Source organism: Citrobacter sp. Cpo061 (assembly GCF_030332845.1).
GTDB lineage: Bacteria > Pseudomonadota > Gammaproteobacteria > Enterobacterales > Enterobacteriaceae > Citrobacter > Citrobacter portucalensis.
On record NZ_JAOWHB010000054.1, the window covers coordinates 403900 to 419790 of the forward strand.

Sequence of the window (15891 nt, forward strand, 5' to 3'; positions counted from 1 at the left end):
ATCCAGTGCAAAGCTTTGTGTGTCTCAGTTTTGTCTAAGTGTTCTACTGAAAACATAGTAAAATCGGTAACGGCTGGAAATCATTCAATACTCGCACTATCTAAAAGTTTACCAGCCAGCCGCAGCGCGTCCTGCATACGTCGTATCTGCGGTTTTATATAACCCTGGCTGGAAACCTCTTATACAAAGTCGATACGCCAACATCATAGATGATCGCCACCTTCTGGCGAGGAACTCCTGATGCAATTAGTCGCCCGGCCTGCGCCCATTGCTCATCCGTTAGGTTTGGCCTACGGCCACCTATCCAACCTCCAGTGAGTGCTCAGCTAATCCCGCCCGCGTTCGCTCAACAATCATTTCCCTTCCCATTTTGTCCAATTGTCCCCAGTACATCATGGAGAGCCCCATTAGTGCACTGGGATTAGTGATTTTTAATATTTGGAGTTTAGCAGATGGTACAACCCTGATTGTGTTCCCTTCAATTGATCTATTATTTTTATCAGTTATTTAGTATGCTTACCTAATCAATTAAAGTTTCATAATTACAAAATTGGGTCAGTATATAAATGAATAAAAGAAAAACGCTTTTCAATATACAAGCACTAAGGTTTATTGCTGCAGCCATGGTGGTTTTGGCACATGCCGAACTTGGACAATATGGCATTGGGAATATCGAAATCCTTGCATCTCTGGGAGGATTTGGCGTTATTATATTTTTCATAATTAGTGGGTTTATTATACCTTACGTAGCATATGGTGGCTCTCAATCAGAAGGAGAATTCAAAATATCTGCAGGGAATTTTTTTATGCGAAGAGTAATAAGAATAATCCCGGTATATGCTTTAATTACCGCCCTTTGCGTTCTATCAGCCTTCATAGTAAAACATTATATATCTTCCCCAACTCCACCTATTGCTTATTGGTGGCCCGAAACAAAAATCAGTCTTCAGTGGTATCTTGAGAGTATTACATTCACTCACTGGCATCGCGATGCAATTCTAAGTATAGGGTGGACATTGCAACTTGAGTTTTTGTTTTATACTTCTTTTGCATTTTTTATTGCTATCAAATTATCAAGGTTAGAGTATATAGAGATCTTATTTTTAACTATATCCATAGTAGCTAATATTTTAACTTATCAAAATAACAGCATCATATTCGAAATTTTTCCGTTCATGAAAACACTGGCAAGACCAGAAATGGTCGTATTTGCTATGGGTATGTTTATGTATCGATTATACTTACTGGGCGCTATGTTAAAAAAAACAATTGCGCTTACAATATTAACTTTGTTTATTCCCACATTCTTATTATGTGAATACTTTAATATTACAACAAACATGGGGGGGGAATGGCACCGTCCTTTGATATGGGGGTTTTTCGCTTTTTATGGTGTCTGGGCAGCGTTGAGCCTTGAAGGTAAAATAAAACCGGCTAAACTTATTATTTTCCTCGGTGATGCTTCATATAGCATATATTTGACGCATGGTTTAATTACAGCTTGGGTATCATATATGTTTGTGTCTTTCGGACTTATTGATTATTCCAATGTATTTCTATATATTGGAATATACTTTATAATAAGTTGTGCGCTTGGCAGCGTCATTCATATGTATATAGAAAAACCCATCGCAGAATTTTTAAAACGTTTTGTTTGACCAAATGGTCATAACTACACTCCTTAAAATACGAAAGTAAATAATTAGAACATGTGCTTTGAGTTAAACACTCAAAGCACAAAATAAAAAGCGCTGCCATTGTCTATTTTGCCCCTTCTCACGCTCGTTTTTTATTTTATAATAATACACCTCCAGTTACACTGTTGTAATTAAAAGCATGAATCATCAATTAGTTCATCCCTTAATCTAACTCTTCCCCAAACGTTCCTATTCTGGTTCGGTTTGCCGCCCCGGCCACCGTCAGCGTAACCGTTGCCGCCGCGCCTGTGGCTTCCGGAACGGCAATCACATACAGATCGCCAAACGGGTCAGTCTGGCGATAAGCCTCGACCATACGCGCCAGCTGACTTCCCGCACCACAAATCTGGCGTGCATAGTCTGCAGACGGCATCAGCACCAGACTGTTGGCAACAATCTCTGCACCGTTATTGGCATGACCAATCAGCAGCGATGCTCCGCTGTCCTGTGCAGTATTCGCCGCCGAGTTATCCATTTCCGCATAAAACAGCGGAACCAGCGTATTCGACGGAATGGTGTTAAAGCTTATCGTCATCGGTGTTCACCTTTTTATTCACGCGCCGGATATCACCCGCTGCTTCACGGCGCAGCCAGTAGTTGTTCTCATCAACATTTCGCCCCTCGGCGGGCAAAAGGTCGCCGCGGGCAGGGTCAGGAACTGACTGCCCTTTAACAGGTTTCACAAACATGAAGATTCTCAGGAAGGAAGGGTTATTTCGGTGTGATGTTCGATATCGCCGTCAGGCCCGTTACCGATGTAGCCGATGAACACGCTTGTTATATAAGCGAGATTACTACTTAGTCCGGCGAAGTCGAGAAGGTCACGAATGAACCAGGCGATAATGGCGCACATCGTTGCGTCGATTACTGTTTTTGTAAACGCACCGCCATTATATCTGCCGCGAAGGTACGCCATTGCAAACGCAAGGATTGCCCCGATGCCTTGTTCCTTTGCCGCGAGAATGGCGGCTAACAGGTCATGTTTTTCTGGCATCTTCATGTCTTACCCCCAATAAGGGATTTGCTCGATTTAATTAGGAATAAGGTCGGTTACTGATAGAACAAATCCAGGCTACTGTGTTTAGTAATCAGATTTGTTCGTGACCGATATGCACGGGCAAAACGGCAGGAGGTTGTTAGCGCAGCCTCTTGCCACCCGCTTTCACGAAGGTCATGTGTAGAAGGACGCAGCATAACTATCACTGATGAGTTCAGGACAGCCAGTGGCTACGGCTCACTTTGGGTTGTGCTGTTGCTGGGCGGCGATGACGCCTGTACGCATTTGGTGATCCGGTTCTGCTTCCGGCATTCGCTTAATTCAGCACAACGGAAAGAGCACTCGGTGCATTTAAGCCAAGCCCCATAAGGGAGAATGCTCTTACCTGTTACACAGATATAAAAAATCCCGAAACCGTTATGCAGGCTCTAACTATTACCTGCGAACTGTTTCGGGATTGCATTTTGCAGACCTCTCAGCCTGCGATGGTTGGAGTTCCAGACGATACGTCGAAGTGACCAACTAGGCGGAATCGGTAGTAAGCGCAGCCTCTTTTCATCTCACTACCACAACGAGCGAATTAACCCATCGTTTGGTCAAACTTACCCAACTTTATTCAAAAAGTCAATATTATGCCGTTAATATGTTGCCATCCGTGGCAATCATGCTGCTAACGTGTGACCGCATTCAAAATATTGTCTGCGATTGACTCTTCCTTGTGGCATTGCACCACCAGAGCGTCATACAGCGGCTTAACAGTGCGTGACCAGGTGGGTTGGGTAAGATTGGGATTAGCATCGTTACAGCGCGATATGCGGCGCTTGCTGGCATCCTGGAATAGCCGACGCCTTTGCATCTTCCGCACTCTTTCTCAACAACTCTCCCCCACTGCTCTGTTTTTGCTATATCAACCGCACGGCCTGTACCGTGGCAATCTCTGCATCTTGCTCCCGGCGTCGCAGCACTACGGCAATAATCCGCATAAGCGAATGTTGCGAGCACTTGCAGTACCTTTGCCTTAGTATTGCCTTCAAGCTTTGCAACGCCACGGTATTTCCCCGATACCTTGTGTACAAATTGCATCAGATAGTTGATAGCTTTTTGTTTGTCATTCTGGCTGAGTTCGTGCTTACCGCAGAATGCAGCCATACCGAATCCGGCTTGTGATTGCGCCATCCCCATAGCAGCCATCACATCAGTACCGGAAAGAGAGTCAGAAGCCGTAGCCCGTGGTGAGTCGCTCATCATCGGGCTTTTTGGCGAATGAAATTTAGCTACGCTTTCGAGTCTCATCGTCTTCCCCTCTTGCCCTGTTTGACCATCAGGACGCCGTTAACTATTACATGACGCTCGCCTTTGCTGTCTCGGTTGTACTTGAGCACTGTTCCTCTTGCACAGGAAAGCATCCTCGCCACTTCGGTCTGATTGCCTCGTGTCTGGATAAGAAGCTCTGGTATCGTTTGAATTGTGGCGTTCATACGTTCTCCAGTTCGGTGATTTTTATTCCAAGCCTTCCGCCTGGTACTTTCACGCCACGAATTACGCGAATGTCATCGAATTGCTCGTCGTCTTCCGCAAATCCGGCGTGGATAAGGGAGTCGAGTAAACCCTTCAGGATGTTATCGAAGTCGCGGCGGCGGGAGTCTGGAACGTCTGCGATGACTTTGATGCGGAGTCGTGATTTGGTGAAAATGTCTAACTTAAGTTGGCGGATGATTTGCTGAACGTCTTTTCGGTATTTCTGGCCTTTATCGCTGATGTAGTATTGGCTTCCCCGTCTTCGCCAGTAGGTATTCACCGACGGCGGGTATGGAAGCACAAACTGATATTCGTTCATGGCTTAATCTTCCCCTCCTTCAGCAGTATCGCCTGCGTCCTGATCACGCCTTCGGGGTGGTAAAGTCTGGCGTCTTTGTTGTCGAGAATCCGGGTGCGTCGGTCGATCTCCGCGTGGCAGTCACTACAAGCCCATGCGCCGATCAGGTCGTCAGGCTTCATTCCCGTTCCGCAAATTCCAGCCATCCGGTAATGTGCCAGAACTGTAGTTTCAGGATTACCATTGCATACGCCGTAAATACGTACCTGGCATTCTCTGCCGCGTGCTTCTTTGCGTAGGTTAGCCATGACGTCTCCCACATTTCTCTTAGCATCTCCTCAACCACACACGCATATTTTGGCTGGTAATATCGGTATGCTCTCCGCTGTATTTCTTTTGTGAGTGCTTGCATCTCACATAAACAAATACGGCAAGCAATGGATATGCGAATAACAAAATAAATAACAGAGCTGTAGCAGCAGATACTTTCACAAAAAATGCAGGCAACTCTCTGACCTGATAGTCTGGAAAATCCAAGAATTCATCGATTATGTTGTTAGCAACATTGGCAGTTGCTATACATGCGACTGACAGACAATCAAGATAATTAAAGTCATATCCAGCCGCAGCAGCCCATGTTGGATTGTTTTGAAAATGTTTAAACGTTATTTGTCCGTATCGGCTATCGAATCTCTTCTTTTTCCTGGTATTTCTTACGACGTTTTGTCATAATTACTCCTGTGGATTGATCCAGTCTTTCTACATCAGGCCTCGAAGAATTCGCCGTTCTTCGGGGCTTTTTCTTTTGTCAGGTAATTGGCAAGCCGCTTAGTCAGCTCAGCCATTTCATCGTCTTCGATTCCGTATTCCAGAACAGCCAGCATCATGCTTACCTGCGAGAAGAAACCATTCTTCCATCGGCTTACCTGATATTCAGGACCCCCCATCGCTCGAGCGAATGTCTTCTGCCCCATCAGTGCCAGTTTGTTCAGCAAGGCTGACTCGATGCGAGCCGCTTTCTTGCTTTTAGTTGCAATAGTACCCATAGATAATTTCCTTAATGATTAGATAGAGTTGGCTTCGCAAAGAAACGCAAAACCATAGAGATTTGTTTCTGGTAATGCCCTTTTTCAGAGCGGGGATGTGTAAGAGCGGGAATGTCCTAAGCGGCTTTTCTTTTATCTGAACTCGCTACGGCGAGTTTTGTTTTATGGAGATGATAAATGCACTTCCGAGTTACAGGTGAATGGAATGGAGAACTATTCAACAGAGTTATCGAAGCAGAGAACATCAATGACTGCTATGACCACTGGATGCTATGGGCGCAGATAGCACATGCAGACGTAACCAATATTCGAATTGAAGAACTGAAAGAATACCAAGCCGCCTGATGGCGGTTTTTTATTGGAGACAAGAAATGTCAGATTTGGCTATGAAGGTTTTGAAATGGCAATCGACTGGCGATGTCGGCATCAGTAGCGCAACTCTTGCCTCAATCGCATGTGGACTGAAAAAGAATATCTATGGTCATCACTTCGGCGCTCCACATGACGCAGCCGATTTCCGACGATGCGTTGCACTTGTTGAGCAGATCCCAGAAATCAGAGATTCATTCGACAAGGTTGCAAAGCGCGTTCCGGCATTCAAAGGCATCCTCAACGAATGGGATTCCCTCGTTGCTCTGTTGAAGTCTGAAATGAAGATACACGGAAACAAAGCACCAGAGACTTACAGAAGAATTAGCGAGTTACGCAAGGACTAACCACAGCCTCACACTCGATGAGGCCTGTTCATTTCTCAAGATATCCAGACCTACCATCGCCGCATCAATGCGGTTTTTTATTGCCTGATTTGCAGGTTCGATTCCCTATTCGGAGATAGCACTCATGCAACACGAACTACAGCCTGATTCACTGGTTGATTTGAAATTCATCATGGCTGATACTGGCTTTGGTAAAACCTTCATCTATGACCGGATTAAGTCCGGCGACCTGCCTAAAGCCAAAGTTATCCACGGGCGAGCAAGATGGTTATATCGTGACCATTGTGAGTTCAAAAATAAACTCTTAAGCCGCGCCAATGGGTAAAATAGCGGGTAAAATATTTTTCACATCTAAAAAACACCATTCCAATCAATCCCCTGCCGCTTCAAGTAGATGTCTGCAGGGGACACCATGAATTCTTAGGCATCCAGTCAAAATTCTTTCATTTACCAGTCAGTTCATCCCTGGGCCAGGCGGTAAAACGGCACATTCCTCACTGTTGCAGTAAGATTGTCGGACACCATTGTCTGCTTTGTCGCTATCCACATCCCTGCTTTTCTCAGCCTCAACACATCAGCGGCAATACGCTGGCTGCCAAACCAGAAAAGCCCGTCCAGCGCAGTAACATCAAGGCCCGATTCCAGTGCCAGCTTCAGACGTTCACGCGGCGCTTTTACTGTTTTAGCAATCTGCTGATATGGCGCTTCGCTTGAACCTGCAGGACTAATGCGCCGGATGCGATGTGACAGGTGGTACTGAAATTCATCCGGGATCCCGCCGAGACTCGCTTTCAGGCTGTAAACACAGCCAAAGCGTTTGCCGTTAAAGATGACGTTTTTCTGACTAAGCTGCAGCTCTTCACGCACACTGGCAATCAGTTGCGGGGTACGGAGTAATAACAGGCGGAAAGGCAGCTCAAAGCTGGTCACGTAGTCCACATTCAATAAAGCAATACGCAGACGTTCTTGGGGCCCCGCCTTCATTTCCCGGCATTCAGCAATAACATCAGCCCACTGGCCGGTAAGACGGGAACACTCTCTCGCCTCAGTAAAACTGTATTTTTCAGCCTGATAATCAATACGCTCGGTCACACTGAATTCCCTTCTGGCCAGATTTCGGTATTGGTTGCTCACTTTACCACCGACAGGCTGCAGGCATTGTCAGTGGAATGAGAGAAACTTCTGCGGAAACGCTTCATTATTTGGTAAATCAATCATTAAAAATATTTTATGACTAAAATCAATTCACATGAATTATGACTATTGAAATATAGCTATGATTAATTTTTAGCCTACTCATCAGGGAAGCTACTCCCAAGCAGGCTGGTTAATACCGGTAACAATAAAAATTACCGGTGACATTGTCCGAAATGATTCATCGCCTAGAAAAAAGGAATTTATTCATATGATCAGAATCAAGACCTGTATCGCTACCTTGACCCTATGTACCTTACTAACTACTCCCGCATGGGGAGACACGCAATCGCCGATACGGCTGGTGATCCATGGTGGTGCCGGTACTATTACAAAAGATACCATCACACCAGAACAAGAAAAGCAGTATACAGAAAAACTCACTGAAGCTCTGAATGCTGGCTATGCCGTTCTGAATAAAGGCGGTAGCAGCCTGGAAGCCGTTCAGAAAGCGATTAATGTTATGGAGGATTCCCCTCTCTTCAACGCAGGTAAAGGCGCCGTTTTTACCCACGATGGCCGCAATGAACTGGATGCGTCCATTATGGACGGGAAAAGCCGAAAAGCCGGTGCCGTTGCCGGTGTAACCACTGTTAAAAACCCAATTAATGCGGCGTATGCCGTTATGACGCAAAGTCCACATGTTCTCATGGTCTCGACAGGCGCGGATACCTTTGCAAAAGAACAGGGACTCGCAATCGTTGATCCGACTTATTTCAAAACTGATTTTCGCTGGCAGCAATTACAGAATGCAATCAAAAAAGAAAAAGTGCTCCTGGATCACGACGGAAAGAGCGCAGCTCTGTTTGCTGATCCGATGATGTATGACTATAAATATGGCACTGTCGGTGCTGTTGCACTGGATAAAGAAGGTAATCTGGCTGCCGGAACGTCTACAGGCGGAATGACCAACAAACGTTACGGACGAGTAGGAGATTCACCTATCATTGGCGCAGGTAATTATGCCGAGAATGAAACCGTGGCGGTATCCTCAACCGGTTCAGGAGAAATGTTTATCCGCACGCTTACCGCTTATAACATTGCAGCCCAAGTGAAATACCGCAATATCCCTTTAAAGGACGCAGCACAGAATGCCCTGGATGAAGTTAAGGCGCTGAATGGCAGCGGTGGGGTTATTGTGCTTGATAAAGCAGGTAATTACACCATGTCCTTCAATTCTGAAGGGATGTACCGGGGAACCATAGGTAATGACGGAAAACCTGTTGTAGCCATTTATCGTTAATGATGTTTCCCCGCCATAAAGGCGGGGATGCTCTGTGACTCACGTCAGTCCCTTTCTCTTTTCAACAACCTCCCCTCGAATACCTGCAGGAAGAAATTACCAGGATGACCGACGCTATAAGTTGCACTCCCTCCGGGCAACATAATAAATATTGATTGAACTCATATACTTGAGTGTATCCACACTGATAATCTCGCGAGATTCATTTGTTGGCAGAAAGGGTCACTGTGTTAGAAATCTTTTCTTAACCCACTGAAAAATATTTAAAAATATTTTTCTCACATAAAAACGATGGTTCGTTCAAAACGGATCCGAATTTATTTGGGTTAAAAAAGGTACGGTATGAAAGTCACATGGACTGTTACCCCTGTCGGGTACCAGCGTATAGCTAAGCGTTGTCCATCATGTAATGTAAAACGCGAATTCGCACCTTCCGGAGCATTCAGAGTCAATTCGCAAAAAAAAGTGCTCGATATCTGGAGCATTTATAAATGCATCCACTGCGAATACACATGGAACATCTCGCTGTTTTCACGGCTTCACGTCAGCAAAATCAATCGCGAGCTGTATCATCGATTTATCACTAACGATGCCAGTACAGTTCACTATTTTGCCAATGATAAAGCGTCCCTGAACCGGAATAATGCTGAGCTTGCAGGTAAACCTGATTTTCGTATTCAGGAACAGTGGCAGGTCAGCATCAACAGCGGCCAGAACGTCACCGTCAGCATCAGACTTTCCCATTCTTTTCAGATTAATGTGCTATCGATATTGAAGCGACAGCTTTTACTCAGCACTGCAGAGATAAAGAAACTGATAGATGAAGGTCATATTCGCGGTGTTACGATGAAAGAACTTAAATCCCGAAAACTCATGACAAGACAATTGGATTTTAAGCTGTCAGTAGTCATATTATGTGCTCAGCGAAAAGTTGTTCTGAGCCAGCGTTAACAGTACGCAACTTACAATAAGGCGATGAGACTTAACCGACCCGGTATGTTGTCCGGGTCGGTTAAACTGCATCACGTCAGACAACAAAACGGTTAACCAGATCCTTCATGGTTGCCGACAGATTGTCCAGCCGCTGGCTGTCGCTCGCAGCCTGAGATACCAACGCCGCATTTTGCTGTGTGACCTGTTCCATCGGTCGCAATGCCAGGTTTATCTGGGTTACCCCTTGTGACTGCTCCGTCGCCACACGAGCGATATCCGCAATATATTGCTTCATACTGGTGGTATTATCCGCCGCAGCTTCCAGCGCGGTAGCAGATGCAGTAACCCGCTCAACACCCTCACTAATTTTGACCATATTCTGCGCGACCAGCTCACGGATTTGGTTAGCCTCTTTGGCGCAACGCTGCGAAAGATTTCTCACTTCACTGGCTACGACAGCAAACCCCCTGCCCATCTCTCCAGCACGTGCAGCTTCCACTGCCGCATTCAGCGCCAGTAAGTTAGTCTGAAACGAAATATCATCAATCGAGGTCACAATATTCGAGATTTTCTCACTGGAAGCGCGAATATCCCCCATGCTCTGGTTCGCCGCACTGGCAACGTTACTGGCCTGTCGGACCTCTTTTTCCAGTCTGATTGTCAGATGCTCAGCTTCGCGGGCATTATCCGCTGTTTGCGTAATCGCAGTTGATAGCTGCTCCATACTGGCCACAGCTTCTACTATTGATGCAGCCTGTTCATCTGTACGTTGAGCCAGATCCTGATTTCCCGCCGTAATACTGCTGCTGGCATCGGACAAAACCACGGAGCCTTGCTTAATCTCCTGTACGATATGCTGAATACTTTCCAGCATCGTGTTATAGGCACGATTAAGTGAGGAAAGCTCATCTTTGCCCGGGGTCGCCAGACGTTGAGTCAGATCGCCATTCATACCCGCAATCTTGCGTAGCGTGTCACTAAACTGACGGTGCATATTGATTGCGATGGCCCCTGCGAACGTCAATGATGCCAGGAGTGCTAACAGGCTAACAGCCATATATATTTGCCAGTTTTTTCGTGCATCTTGCGCGAGTTTTTCTGCATTCGCCAACAGACGATTCGCTGTCACATTTTCTATCTGCCGCATTACTTCAATACGCTGGGTTTGTACTTTAAACCAGACCGTAGGATCGACACCAAATCCACCGTTCTCGACATGGTTAAACGCGATCTCGCGAAATGCGAGGGCTTTTGACGCTTCTGCTGACTGTAAGCGGCTTTTCAACATGGCCGCCTGTTCCGGTGAACTCAGACGTAACGATTCTGCCAACCAAACGTTCTGTTTACTGACGACATCACTGAGTTGATGTAACTGTCCGTCGGCGAAATGGCCGGAGGAAAAGATATTTGATAACAGCGCCCGTTCAATACCCGCCTGTTCTTTCAAATTCAGCAGGTTGTAGTAGGCGGCGAACGCGTTTGCCATCTCGCCTGAATCCGTCAACTGCCCCAATCTACCCACAAAATTCAGCACATCAGCAATGACATTGGTATAAAACTTAACCACATCTGATGCTGGAAGCCCCAACTGCGTGACGTTTTCGCGGATGGTAGCGAGCGAAAGAATATTTTTCTTAAACGCAGCGACAGAAGTGGCGACATCCCCTTCCGGTAAGGCAGTATCGGACAGTGACCGCACAAATACCTCGATCTCGCGATCGGTCAAAGCCCGCTGTGCGTTTAACTCATCTTTGAACGTCTTCCCTTCAGCCCCCAGAAACCCGACACTCATGCCGCGTTCTTTTTGCAATTCATGCACTACATTTCCGGCACTGCGTGCGAGCGCTGTCAGTTGGGCAATATTCTCCATCTGCCGTTCTGTCTCAATGCGCGTTAATATTCCTGAACCAGCAAACCAACATAACGCCAGTAATAATGGTTGTAGCGCAATTATTAACTTCATTTTCATCGGCATTCGATAAACCCACCACATGCCACTTCCCTCCATTATCCATATATTCATTATGGTTATCGGCGTAAAGAAGCGGCTCTTTAAATTTGAACAATGGGCAACTGTTTGTTTTTTAGATTAAATTTTTGCCAAGATAACTCTATTTAATTACTTCAATTAGAATAAAACTCTAAATAATTAACACATGCGAATCTATGCTCCATTTTGCTAACTTATTTGGCATATTATTTTTTATTAAAGAATCAGGTAATCATCAACTGATTCAGATAGAGAGAGAAGCACATGACAGTGACAGCAGCCCGAGATAACAGCCATGGCGCGGCCATCATTCTGGCGTCCCGCCGAACGTTAAGGTTATAATCCTTACAACGATTTTTTGGATTAGAAGCGACAATGACAAAACTTACCCTACAAGAACAGATGCTTAAAGCGGGTCTGGTCAGCAGCAAAAAAATGGCGAAAGTGCAGAGAACGGCGAAAAAATCGCGCGTTCAGGCTCGTGAAGCCAGAGAAGCGGTTGAAGAAAATAAAAAAGCACAGGTCGAGCGTGATAAGCAGCTCAGCGAACAGCAGAAGCAGGCCGCATTGTCTAAAGAATACAAAGCGCAGATCAAGCAACTGATTGAGATGAACAAAATCACCATTTCCCGTGGCGATATTGGTTACAACTTTACTGACAATAACCTAATCAAAAAAGTTTATGTTGATAAGGTAACCCAGTCTCAGTTGATCAAGGGCCGTCTGGCCATTGCCCGCCTGACGGCTGAATGCAGCAGCGAGAGCGAATATGCCATTATCCCGGCTGTTGTCGCCGACAAGATTGCCCAGCGCGATGCAAGCTATATTGTTCTCAATTGCGAACTGAGCCAGGAAGCGAAGGACGAAGACGATCCGTATGCTGATTTTGTCATTCCTGACGATTTGATGTGGTAAGAAAAACACCCCGATAATCACCCAGAGTTCCGTCGCGTATTTCGGTGAACGCTAGCGCCGCCACCGAAATACCGTCAACCGCTCTTCTTCCCCACACGCCATCTGCTAAAACTTATAGTGTTCCTTGCTCAGTCCGTATTTTCTCATGCGCAAATACAGTTTCTTACGCGGAATTTGTAAATACTCCGCCACTTCATTAATACGTCCCTGATGAATATTAAGCGCTTCGGTAATGATCTGTCGCTCGTACTCGTCGACCCGACGATCGAGCGGTGTCGGTTCGGGCAAATGTAGCTGTGGATTCGCGGTTTCAGCCAGTGGCAATAACCCAACGGCAAAAAGCTCGGCGGCATTGGCCAGCTCTCGAACATTGCTTAACCACACGCGACGCCGCATTCCTTTTAGTAATTCCCCGTCAACCTCGGGCACGGGATGATTCAGGCGCAGACAGGCTTTCTGCAGATAATGGCGAAACAGCGGCTCAATATCATCCGGGCGCTGAGACAACGGCTGGCAACCAATTTGCGTCATCGCAAAACAGTAATAAAGTTCGGCCACAATCTGATTAGTTGCCGCCAGTTCCACCAACGAAGTGGCGCCAATGCCAATTAAGCGAAACGGACGCCGCTCCTGGCTTTGCAAATGCACCAGTTGGTGCTGCTGTTCGCGCGTCAGGCACTCAATATGGCTCAGGACCAGCGTTCCCCCTTGCGCCTGGGCAATAAGGTCATTGAGTTGCCCCGCATTCTCTAACGTCAATTCCCCGCGGATAAACGGTCCTTCAGCGCTGCGCCCAAGCTGATGCAAATAACGGGCTCCGGTCATACGCCCCGTTCCCGGCTCGCCATAAAACCAGACGGCAATATCCGTTTCAGCCAGTTGCCGTAAGCGCTGGCGGTACTGATTAACCCAGTCACTGTAGCCGACCAGTTCAACCTGGAGCTTTTGCTGGCAATAGTGACGACGTGTAATCACAGATTTTCTCTGACGCAACGCATCCTCTACCAACACCAGCAGTTTGCCTGGATCAACCGGTTTTTGCAGAAAATCCCACGCACCTTTCTTCACCGCGTCCACCGCCATCGGGACATCGCCATGTCCGGTGATCAACAGGATCGGAAGCTGATTGTCATCCTGATGAAACAACGTCATCAGGTCAATTCCATTACAGCCAGGCATACACACGTCGCTCAGGACAATCCCTGGCCAGTCGGCCTGCAGCCAATTTCGGGCATCAAAAGGGTTACTGCATGCGAATACATGATATCCCTCCTGTTCAAGCAACAAGGTGTAAGCGTCAAGAACATCGGCATCATCATCAATAAGCAGAACAGAATATTCATCACTCAACATCGTTTACATCCGTCAGATTAAATTGCAGAACGACGCAGGCATTGCGCCCCGGGGTCGACGCCAGGCGCAGTTCGCCGTTCATTTGCATCATTAACGATACACAAATCGATAAGCCAATACCGAGGCCAACATCCTTACTGGTGGTAAACGGTTTTAACAGTGATGGTAATAATGCTCCAGGCCAACCGGGGCCGTTATCGCTGATAAATACGCACAACCGGCTGCCTTCGGTCTGCCAGTGAACCTCTATTTTCGCCGCAACCGGACAGGCATCCAGCGCATTTGCCAGGACGTTTACCAGCACCTGCTGGATACGCACTTCATCACCAGCCACCCACACGCCCCGGTCTGGGAGCGTCAGCGTACCCTGCTGTGGCTTGTGTCGCATGGCCAACAGTTCCCAGGCAGCGTTGAACGTTTGTCGGAGATCGACCGGATGCAGAGGCGTGCCAGGTTCGGCCCGGCGAGCAAACTGACGCAGTGAACGGATAATGGCATCGATGCGAGTAATCAGCCCTTCCGCTTTGGTTAATGTGCTTCTGGCCTGAGCGGGTTGCCCCTGTTCGATTGCCCTCCCTGCCGTAAACAGGTACATCGACAGCGCATTCAGCGGTTGATTAATCTCGTGCGCCAGCGTGGTCATAGTCTGGCCGACCACCGCCAGTTTTGCCGTCTGGATCAGCTCATCTTGCGTTGCACGAAGATCGGATTCAATCTCCTTGCGCTCGGTCACTTCCTGCTCCAGCTGATTTTTTTGCGCACTCAACTGGCCCAGGGTATGACGCAGCAAGCCTGCAATACGCCCCAGTTCATCGCGTCCATATACCGGGATAGAGGCATCCGTTCTGCCAAGACCAATTTGCACCACGGCCTGGTTGAGCGCAGTAAAACGCTTAACCAGACGCGAGCGAATGAAGTAGTGGTTAAGCCCCCAGGCGAGAAGTAGCGCCAGCAGCGTCGCCAGCAGGATAAGTCCACCGCTGACGCGAACAATTTGTTCCAGCCGCTGGTTAAACGTCTGCATTTGCTGATGGCTACTCCCCAGTTGCGCTTCCAGCAGTATTCGAAAGCGCCCAAGCGTAGCCTCTCTGGCATGGCTGGCATCAACCAGCGCTTTTTGCGCTGCAACATAATCGCGCATCGTATCGGGCATTTTATTTTTCATCATCCCGATTTCCAGCAGCTCATCGATAGTTTGTCGCAGTGTGATAGTGCTGGGCCAGTCATCGAGGGTACGGATATTTTCATCCGCCGTTTTCTTCAGATTTTCCAGGTAGCGGATGTGATTCTCCACCAGCATGCCATCGTCGCTACCCGATTTCAGTTCATTGAGCCTGTCGCGTAAATCATCAACGATCTGGTTTTCAATTCTTGCCAGGGTGTAGACCTGCTGCTGCTCGTTTTGCACCTCTCGGGCACGTTTGAGATACAGCGCCGCATCACCATTTTTGGCCTCGATTTGATCCAGCAACGTCCCCTGCTGCCAGGTAAAATCCTGCACCAGTGAATTCAGCTCAGTAGTAAAATCATCATGTAGCCAATCAATGCGCGCGGAAAGCTCGCTCACTTTTTCGCGTACAAGGAACATGTTGTAGAGCACCCGGTCCAGTTCCGCCATCAGCGCCCGGCTATCCTGCAAAATCACCGCCAGCTGCTGCTGTTCTGCTGGTTGCAACCCCCTGCTCAGCACTTCGATTTTATCCAGATGCGAGATTATCTGATTGCGCAGTTGCAGCCTTACTGTTGTATTGGGAGCCAGCAGGAATTCATTTAGCTGGTCCACAACCAGGTTAAGATTTCCTTCAATCAAGAAAGCGGAATGCACGCGCGGGAAGTAATCATCAAGCGAATAGCGTATCTGCGAGCTCTGCTCATGCCAGGAGTACAAACTGACGCAGCTTACGCTCAACGTCAGTAATGCGCCCGTTAGAAAGGCTCCCCGCAGGCTGCTGCTGATGCTGAGTTGGCGAAGGCGTTGCAGTATCGATCCA

General features: G+C 47.3%; 17 protein-coding genes and 3 pseudogenes. 7 read left to right on the forward strand and 13 right to left on the reverse strand.

What is annotated here, in order from left to right; translation table 11 throughout:
* Nucleotides 1-154 precede the first annotated feature (154 nt).
* Nucleotides 155-384, reverse strand: a pseudogene (locus OGX97_RS22090) (helix-turn-helix domain-containing protein); the annotation flags it as partial.
* A 182-nt stretch (nt 385-566) separates the two neighbouring features.
* Between OGX97_RS22090 and OGX97_RS22095 the strand changes: the two are divergent.
* Nucleotides 567-1658, forward strand: a complete 1092-nt coding sequence (locus OGX97_RS22095) for an acyltransferase family protein (protein ID WP_235127048.1) — start codon at nt 567-569, stop codon at nt 1656-1658.
* A 235-nt stretch (nt 1659-1893) separates the two neighbouring features.
* On the opposite strand, the pseudogene OGX97_RS22100 reads toward OGX97_RS22095, so the two are convergent.
* The 8 genes and pseudogenes from OGX97_RS22100 to OGX97_RS22135 all read right to left on the reverse strand — a co-directional run.
* Nucleotides 1894-2232, reverse strand: a pseudogene (locus OGX97_RS22100) (phage tail sheath subtilisin-like domain-containing protein); the annotation flags it as partial.
* Complete coding sequence (locus OGX97_RS22105) at nt 2216-2386, reverse strand: DUF2635 domain-containing protein (protein WP_130063682.1); 171 nt, start codon at nt 2384-2386, stop codon at nt 2216-2218. The gene OGX97_RS22105 and the pseudogene OGX97_RS22100, both read right to left, overlap by 17 nt.
* A gap of 8 nt (nt 2387-2394) precedes the next feature.
* The gene (locus tag OGX97_RS22110) at nt 2395-2697 is read right to left on the reverse strand and encodes a phage holin, lambda family (RefSeq protein WP_306458515.1); all 303 of its coding nucleotides are present in this window, start codon (nt 2695-2697) and stop codon (nt 2395-2397) included.
* A gap of 667 nt (nt 2698-3364) precedes the next feature.
* Nucleotides 3365-3987, reverse strand: a pseudogene (locus tag OGX97_RS22115) (antitermination protein Q).
* Entirely contained in the window at nt 3984-4172 is a 189-nt protein-coding gene (locus OGX97_RS22120) for a protein ninH (protein ID WP_000994516.1), read from the reverse strand. The pseudogene OGX97_RS22115 and the gene OGX97_RS22120 overlap by 4 nt, the downstream one beginning before the upstream one ends.
* Nucleotides 4169-4531, reverse strand: a complete 363-nt coding sequence (locus OGX97_RS22125; protein ID WP_235127047.1) for a RusA family crossover junction endodeoxyribonuclease — start codon at nt 4529-4531, stop codon at nt 4169-4171. The genes OGX97_RS22120 and OGX97_RS22125 overlap by 4 nt, the downstream gene beginning before the upstream one ends.
* Nucleotides 4528-4818, reverse strand: coding sequence for a DUF1364 domain-containing protein (locus OGX97_RS22130; RefSeq protein ID WP_235127046.1), 291 nt, complete (start codon nt 4816-4818; stop codon nt 4528-4530). The genes OGX97_RS22125 and OGX97_RS22130 overlap by 4 nt, the downstream gene beginning before the upstream one ends.
* A gap of 456 nt (nt 4819-5274) precedes the next feature.
* Nucleotides 5275-5556: a CII family transcriptional regulator gene (locus OGX97_RS22135; RefSeq protein WP_286592729.1), complete on the reverse strand. Its 282-nt coding sequence runs from the start codon at nt 5554-5556 to the stop codon at nt 5275-5277.
* 177 nt (nt 5557-5733) lie between these two features.
* On the opposite strand from OGX97_RS22135, the gene OGX97_RS22140 reads away from it, so the two are divergent.
* The 3 genes from OGX97_RS22140 (at nt 5734) to torI (ending at nt 6597) form a co-directional block, all read left to right on the forward strand.
* Nucleotides 5734-5901, forward strand: a complete 168-nt coding sequence (locus OGX97_RS22140) for a hypothetical protein (RefSeq protein ID WP_235127045.1) — start codon at nt 5734-5736, stop codon at nt 5899-5901.
* A gap of 26 nt (nt 5902-5927) precedes the next feature.
* Nucleotides 5928-6272: a hypothetical protein gene (locus tag OGX97_RS22145; RefSeq protein ID WP_001281192.1), complete on the forward strand. Its 345-nt coding sequence runs from the start codon at nt 5928-5930 to the stop codon at nt 6270-6272.
* A gap of 124 nt (nt 6273-6396) precedes the next feature.
* Nucleotides 6397-6597 carry a response regulator inhibitor TorI gene (torI, locus tag OGX97_RS22150; RefSeq protein ID WP_001163428.1) on the forward strand — a complete coding sequence of 67 codons (201 nt, stop codon included), beginning with the start codon at nt 6397-6399 and terminating at the stop codon, nt 6595-6597.
* 134 nt (nt 6598-6731) lie between these two features.
* On the opposite strand, the gene OGX97_RS22155 is transcribed toward torI, so the two are convergent.
* Nucleotides 6732-7364, reverse strand: a complete 633-nt coding sequence (locus tag OGX97_RS22155) for a DNA-binding protein (RefSeq protein ID WP_279850727.1) — start codon at nt 7362-7364, stop codon at nt 6732-6734.
* Between the two features lie 313 nt (nt 7365-7677).
* Here OGX97_RS22155 and OGX97_RS22160 point away from each other — a divergent pair, with 313 nt between their 5' ends.
* Together OGX97_RS22160 and OGX97_RS22165 are read left to right on the forward strand one after the other, a co-directional pair.
* Nucleotides 7678-8709: an isoaspartyl peptidase/L-asparaginase family protein gene (locus tag OGX97_RS22160; protein ID WP_235127044.1), complete on the forward strand. Its 1032-nt coding sequence runs from the start codon at nt 7678-7680 to the stop codon at nt 8707-8709.
* Nucleotides 8710-9051: 342 nt separating this feature from the next.
* Nucleotides 9052-9660, forward strand: a complete 609-nt coding sequence (locus tag OGX97_RS22165; RefSeq protein ID WP_235127043.1) for a DUF1062 domain-containing protein — start codon at nt 9052-9054, stop codon at nt 9658-9660.
* A gap of 76 nt (nt 9661-9736) precedes the next feature.
* On the opposite strand, the gene OGX97_RS22170 is transcribed toward OGX97_RS22165, so the two are convergent.
* A complete protein-coding gene (locus OGX97_RS22170; RefSeq protein WP_020996691.1) occupies nt 9737-11635 on the reverse strand; it encodes a methyl-accepting chemotaxis protein in 1899 nt (632 codons plus the stop codon).
* 372 nt (nt 11636-12007) lie between these two features.
* On the opposite strand from OGX97_RS22170, the gene OGX97_RS22175 reads away from it, so the two are divergent.
* Entirely contained in the window at nt 12008-12547 is a 540-nt protein-coding gene (locus OGX97_RS22175; protein ID WP_100272066.1) for a DUF2058 domain-containing protein, read from the forward strand.
* Nucleotides 12548-12652: 105 nt separating this feature from the next.
* On the opposite strand, the gene pgtA is transcribed toward OGX97_RS22175, so the two are convergent.
* On the reverse strand, nt 12653-13900 hold the full coding sequence (pgtA, locus tag OGX97_RS22180; RefSeq protein WP_060683478.1) for a two-component system response regulator PgtA: 1248 nt from the start codon (nt 13898-13900) through the stop codon (nt 12653-12655).
* A complete protein-coding gene (gene pgtB, locus OGX97_RS22185; RefSeq protein WP_218659711.1) occupies nt 13890-15884 on the reverse strand; it encodes a two-component system sensor histidine kinase PgtB in 1995 nt (664 codons plus the stop codon). The genes pgtA and pgtB overlap by 11 nt, the downstream gene beginning before the upstream one ends.
* Between the last annotated feature and the right edge of the window lie 7 nt (nt 15885-15891).

What these genes read in the sequence shown, in the direction of transcription:
- OGX97_RS22175 (WP_100272066.1), top strand. Translation starts at nt 12,008, where the DNA reads ATGACAAAACTTACCCTACAAGAACAGATGCTTAAAGCGGGTCTGGTC.
- OGX97_RS22160 (WP_235127044.1), top strand. Translation starts at nt 7,678, where the DNA reads ATGATCAGAATCAAGACCTGTATCGCTACCTTGACCCTATGTACCTTA.
- OGX97_RS22145 (WP_001281192.1), top strand. Translation starts at nt 5,928, where the DNA reads ATGTCAGATTTGGCTATGAAGGTTTTGAAATGGCAATCGACTGGCGAT.
- OGX97_RS22165 (WP_235127043.1), top strand. Translation starts at nt 9,052, where the DNA reads ATGAAAGTCACATGGACTGTTACCCCTGTCGGGTACCAGCGTATAGCT.
- OGX97_RS22110 (WP_306458515.1), bottom strand. Translation starts at nt 2,697, where the DNA reads ATGAAGATGCCAGAAAAACATGACCTGTTAGCCGCCATTCTCGCGGCA.
- OGX97_RS22130 (WP_235127046.1), bottom strand. Translation starts at nt 4,818, where the DNA reads ATGGCTAACCTACGCAAAGAAGCACGCGGCAGAGAATGCCAGGTACGT.
- OGX97_RS22125 (WP_235127047.1), bottom strand. Translation starts at nt 4,531, where the DNA reads ATGAACGAATATCAGTTTGTGCTTCCATACCCGCCGTCGGTGAATACC.
- OGX97_RS22170 (WP_020996691.1), bottom strand. Translation starts at nt 11,635, where the DNA reads ATGTGGTGGGTTTATCGAATGCCGATGAAAATGAAGTTAATAATTGCG.
- OGX97_RS22135 (WP_286592729.1), bottom strand. Translation starts at nt 5,556, where the DNA reads ATGGGTACTATTGCAACTAAAAGCAAGAAAGCGGCTCGCATCGAGTCA.
- torI (WP_001163428.1), top strand. Translation starts at nt 6,397, where the DNA reads ATGCAACACGAACTACAGCCTGATTCACTGGTTGATTTGAAATTCATC.
- OGX97_RS22120 (WP_000994516.1), bottom strand. Translation starts at nt 4,172, where the DNA reads ATGAACGCCACAATTCAAACGATACCAGAGCTTCTTATCCAGACACGA.
- pgtA (WP_060683478.1), bottom strand. Translation starts at nt 13,900, where the DNA reads ATGTTGAGTGATGAATATTCTGTTCTGCTTATTGATGATGATGCCGAT.
- OGX97_RS22140 (WP_235127045.1), top strand. Translation starts at nt 5,734, where the DNA reads ATGCACTTCCGAGTTACAGGTGAATGGAATGGAGAACTATTCAACAGA.
- OGX97_RS22105 (WP_130063682.1), bottom strand. Translation starts at nt 2,386, where the DNA reads ATGTTTGTGAAACCTGTTAAAGGGCAGTCAGTTCCTGACCCTGCCCGC.
- OGX97_RS22095 (WP_235127048.1), top strand. Translation starts at nt 567, where the DNA reads ATGAATAAAAGAAAAACGCTTTTCAATATACAAGCACTAAGGTTTATT.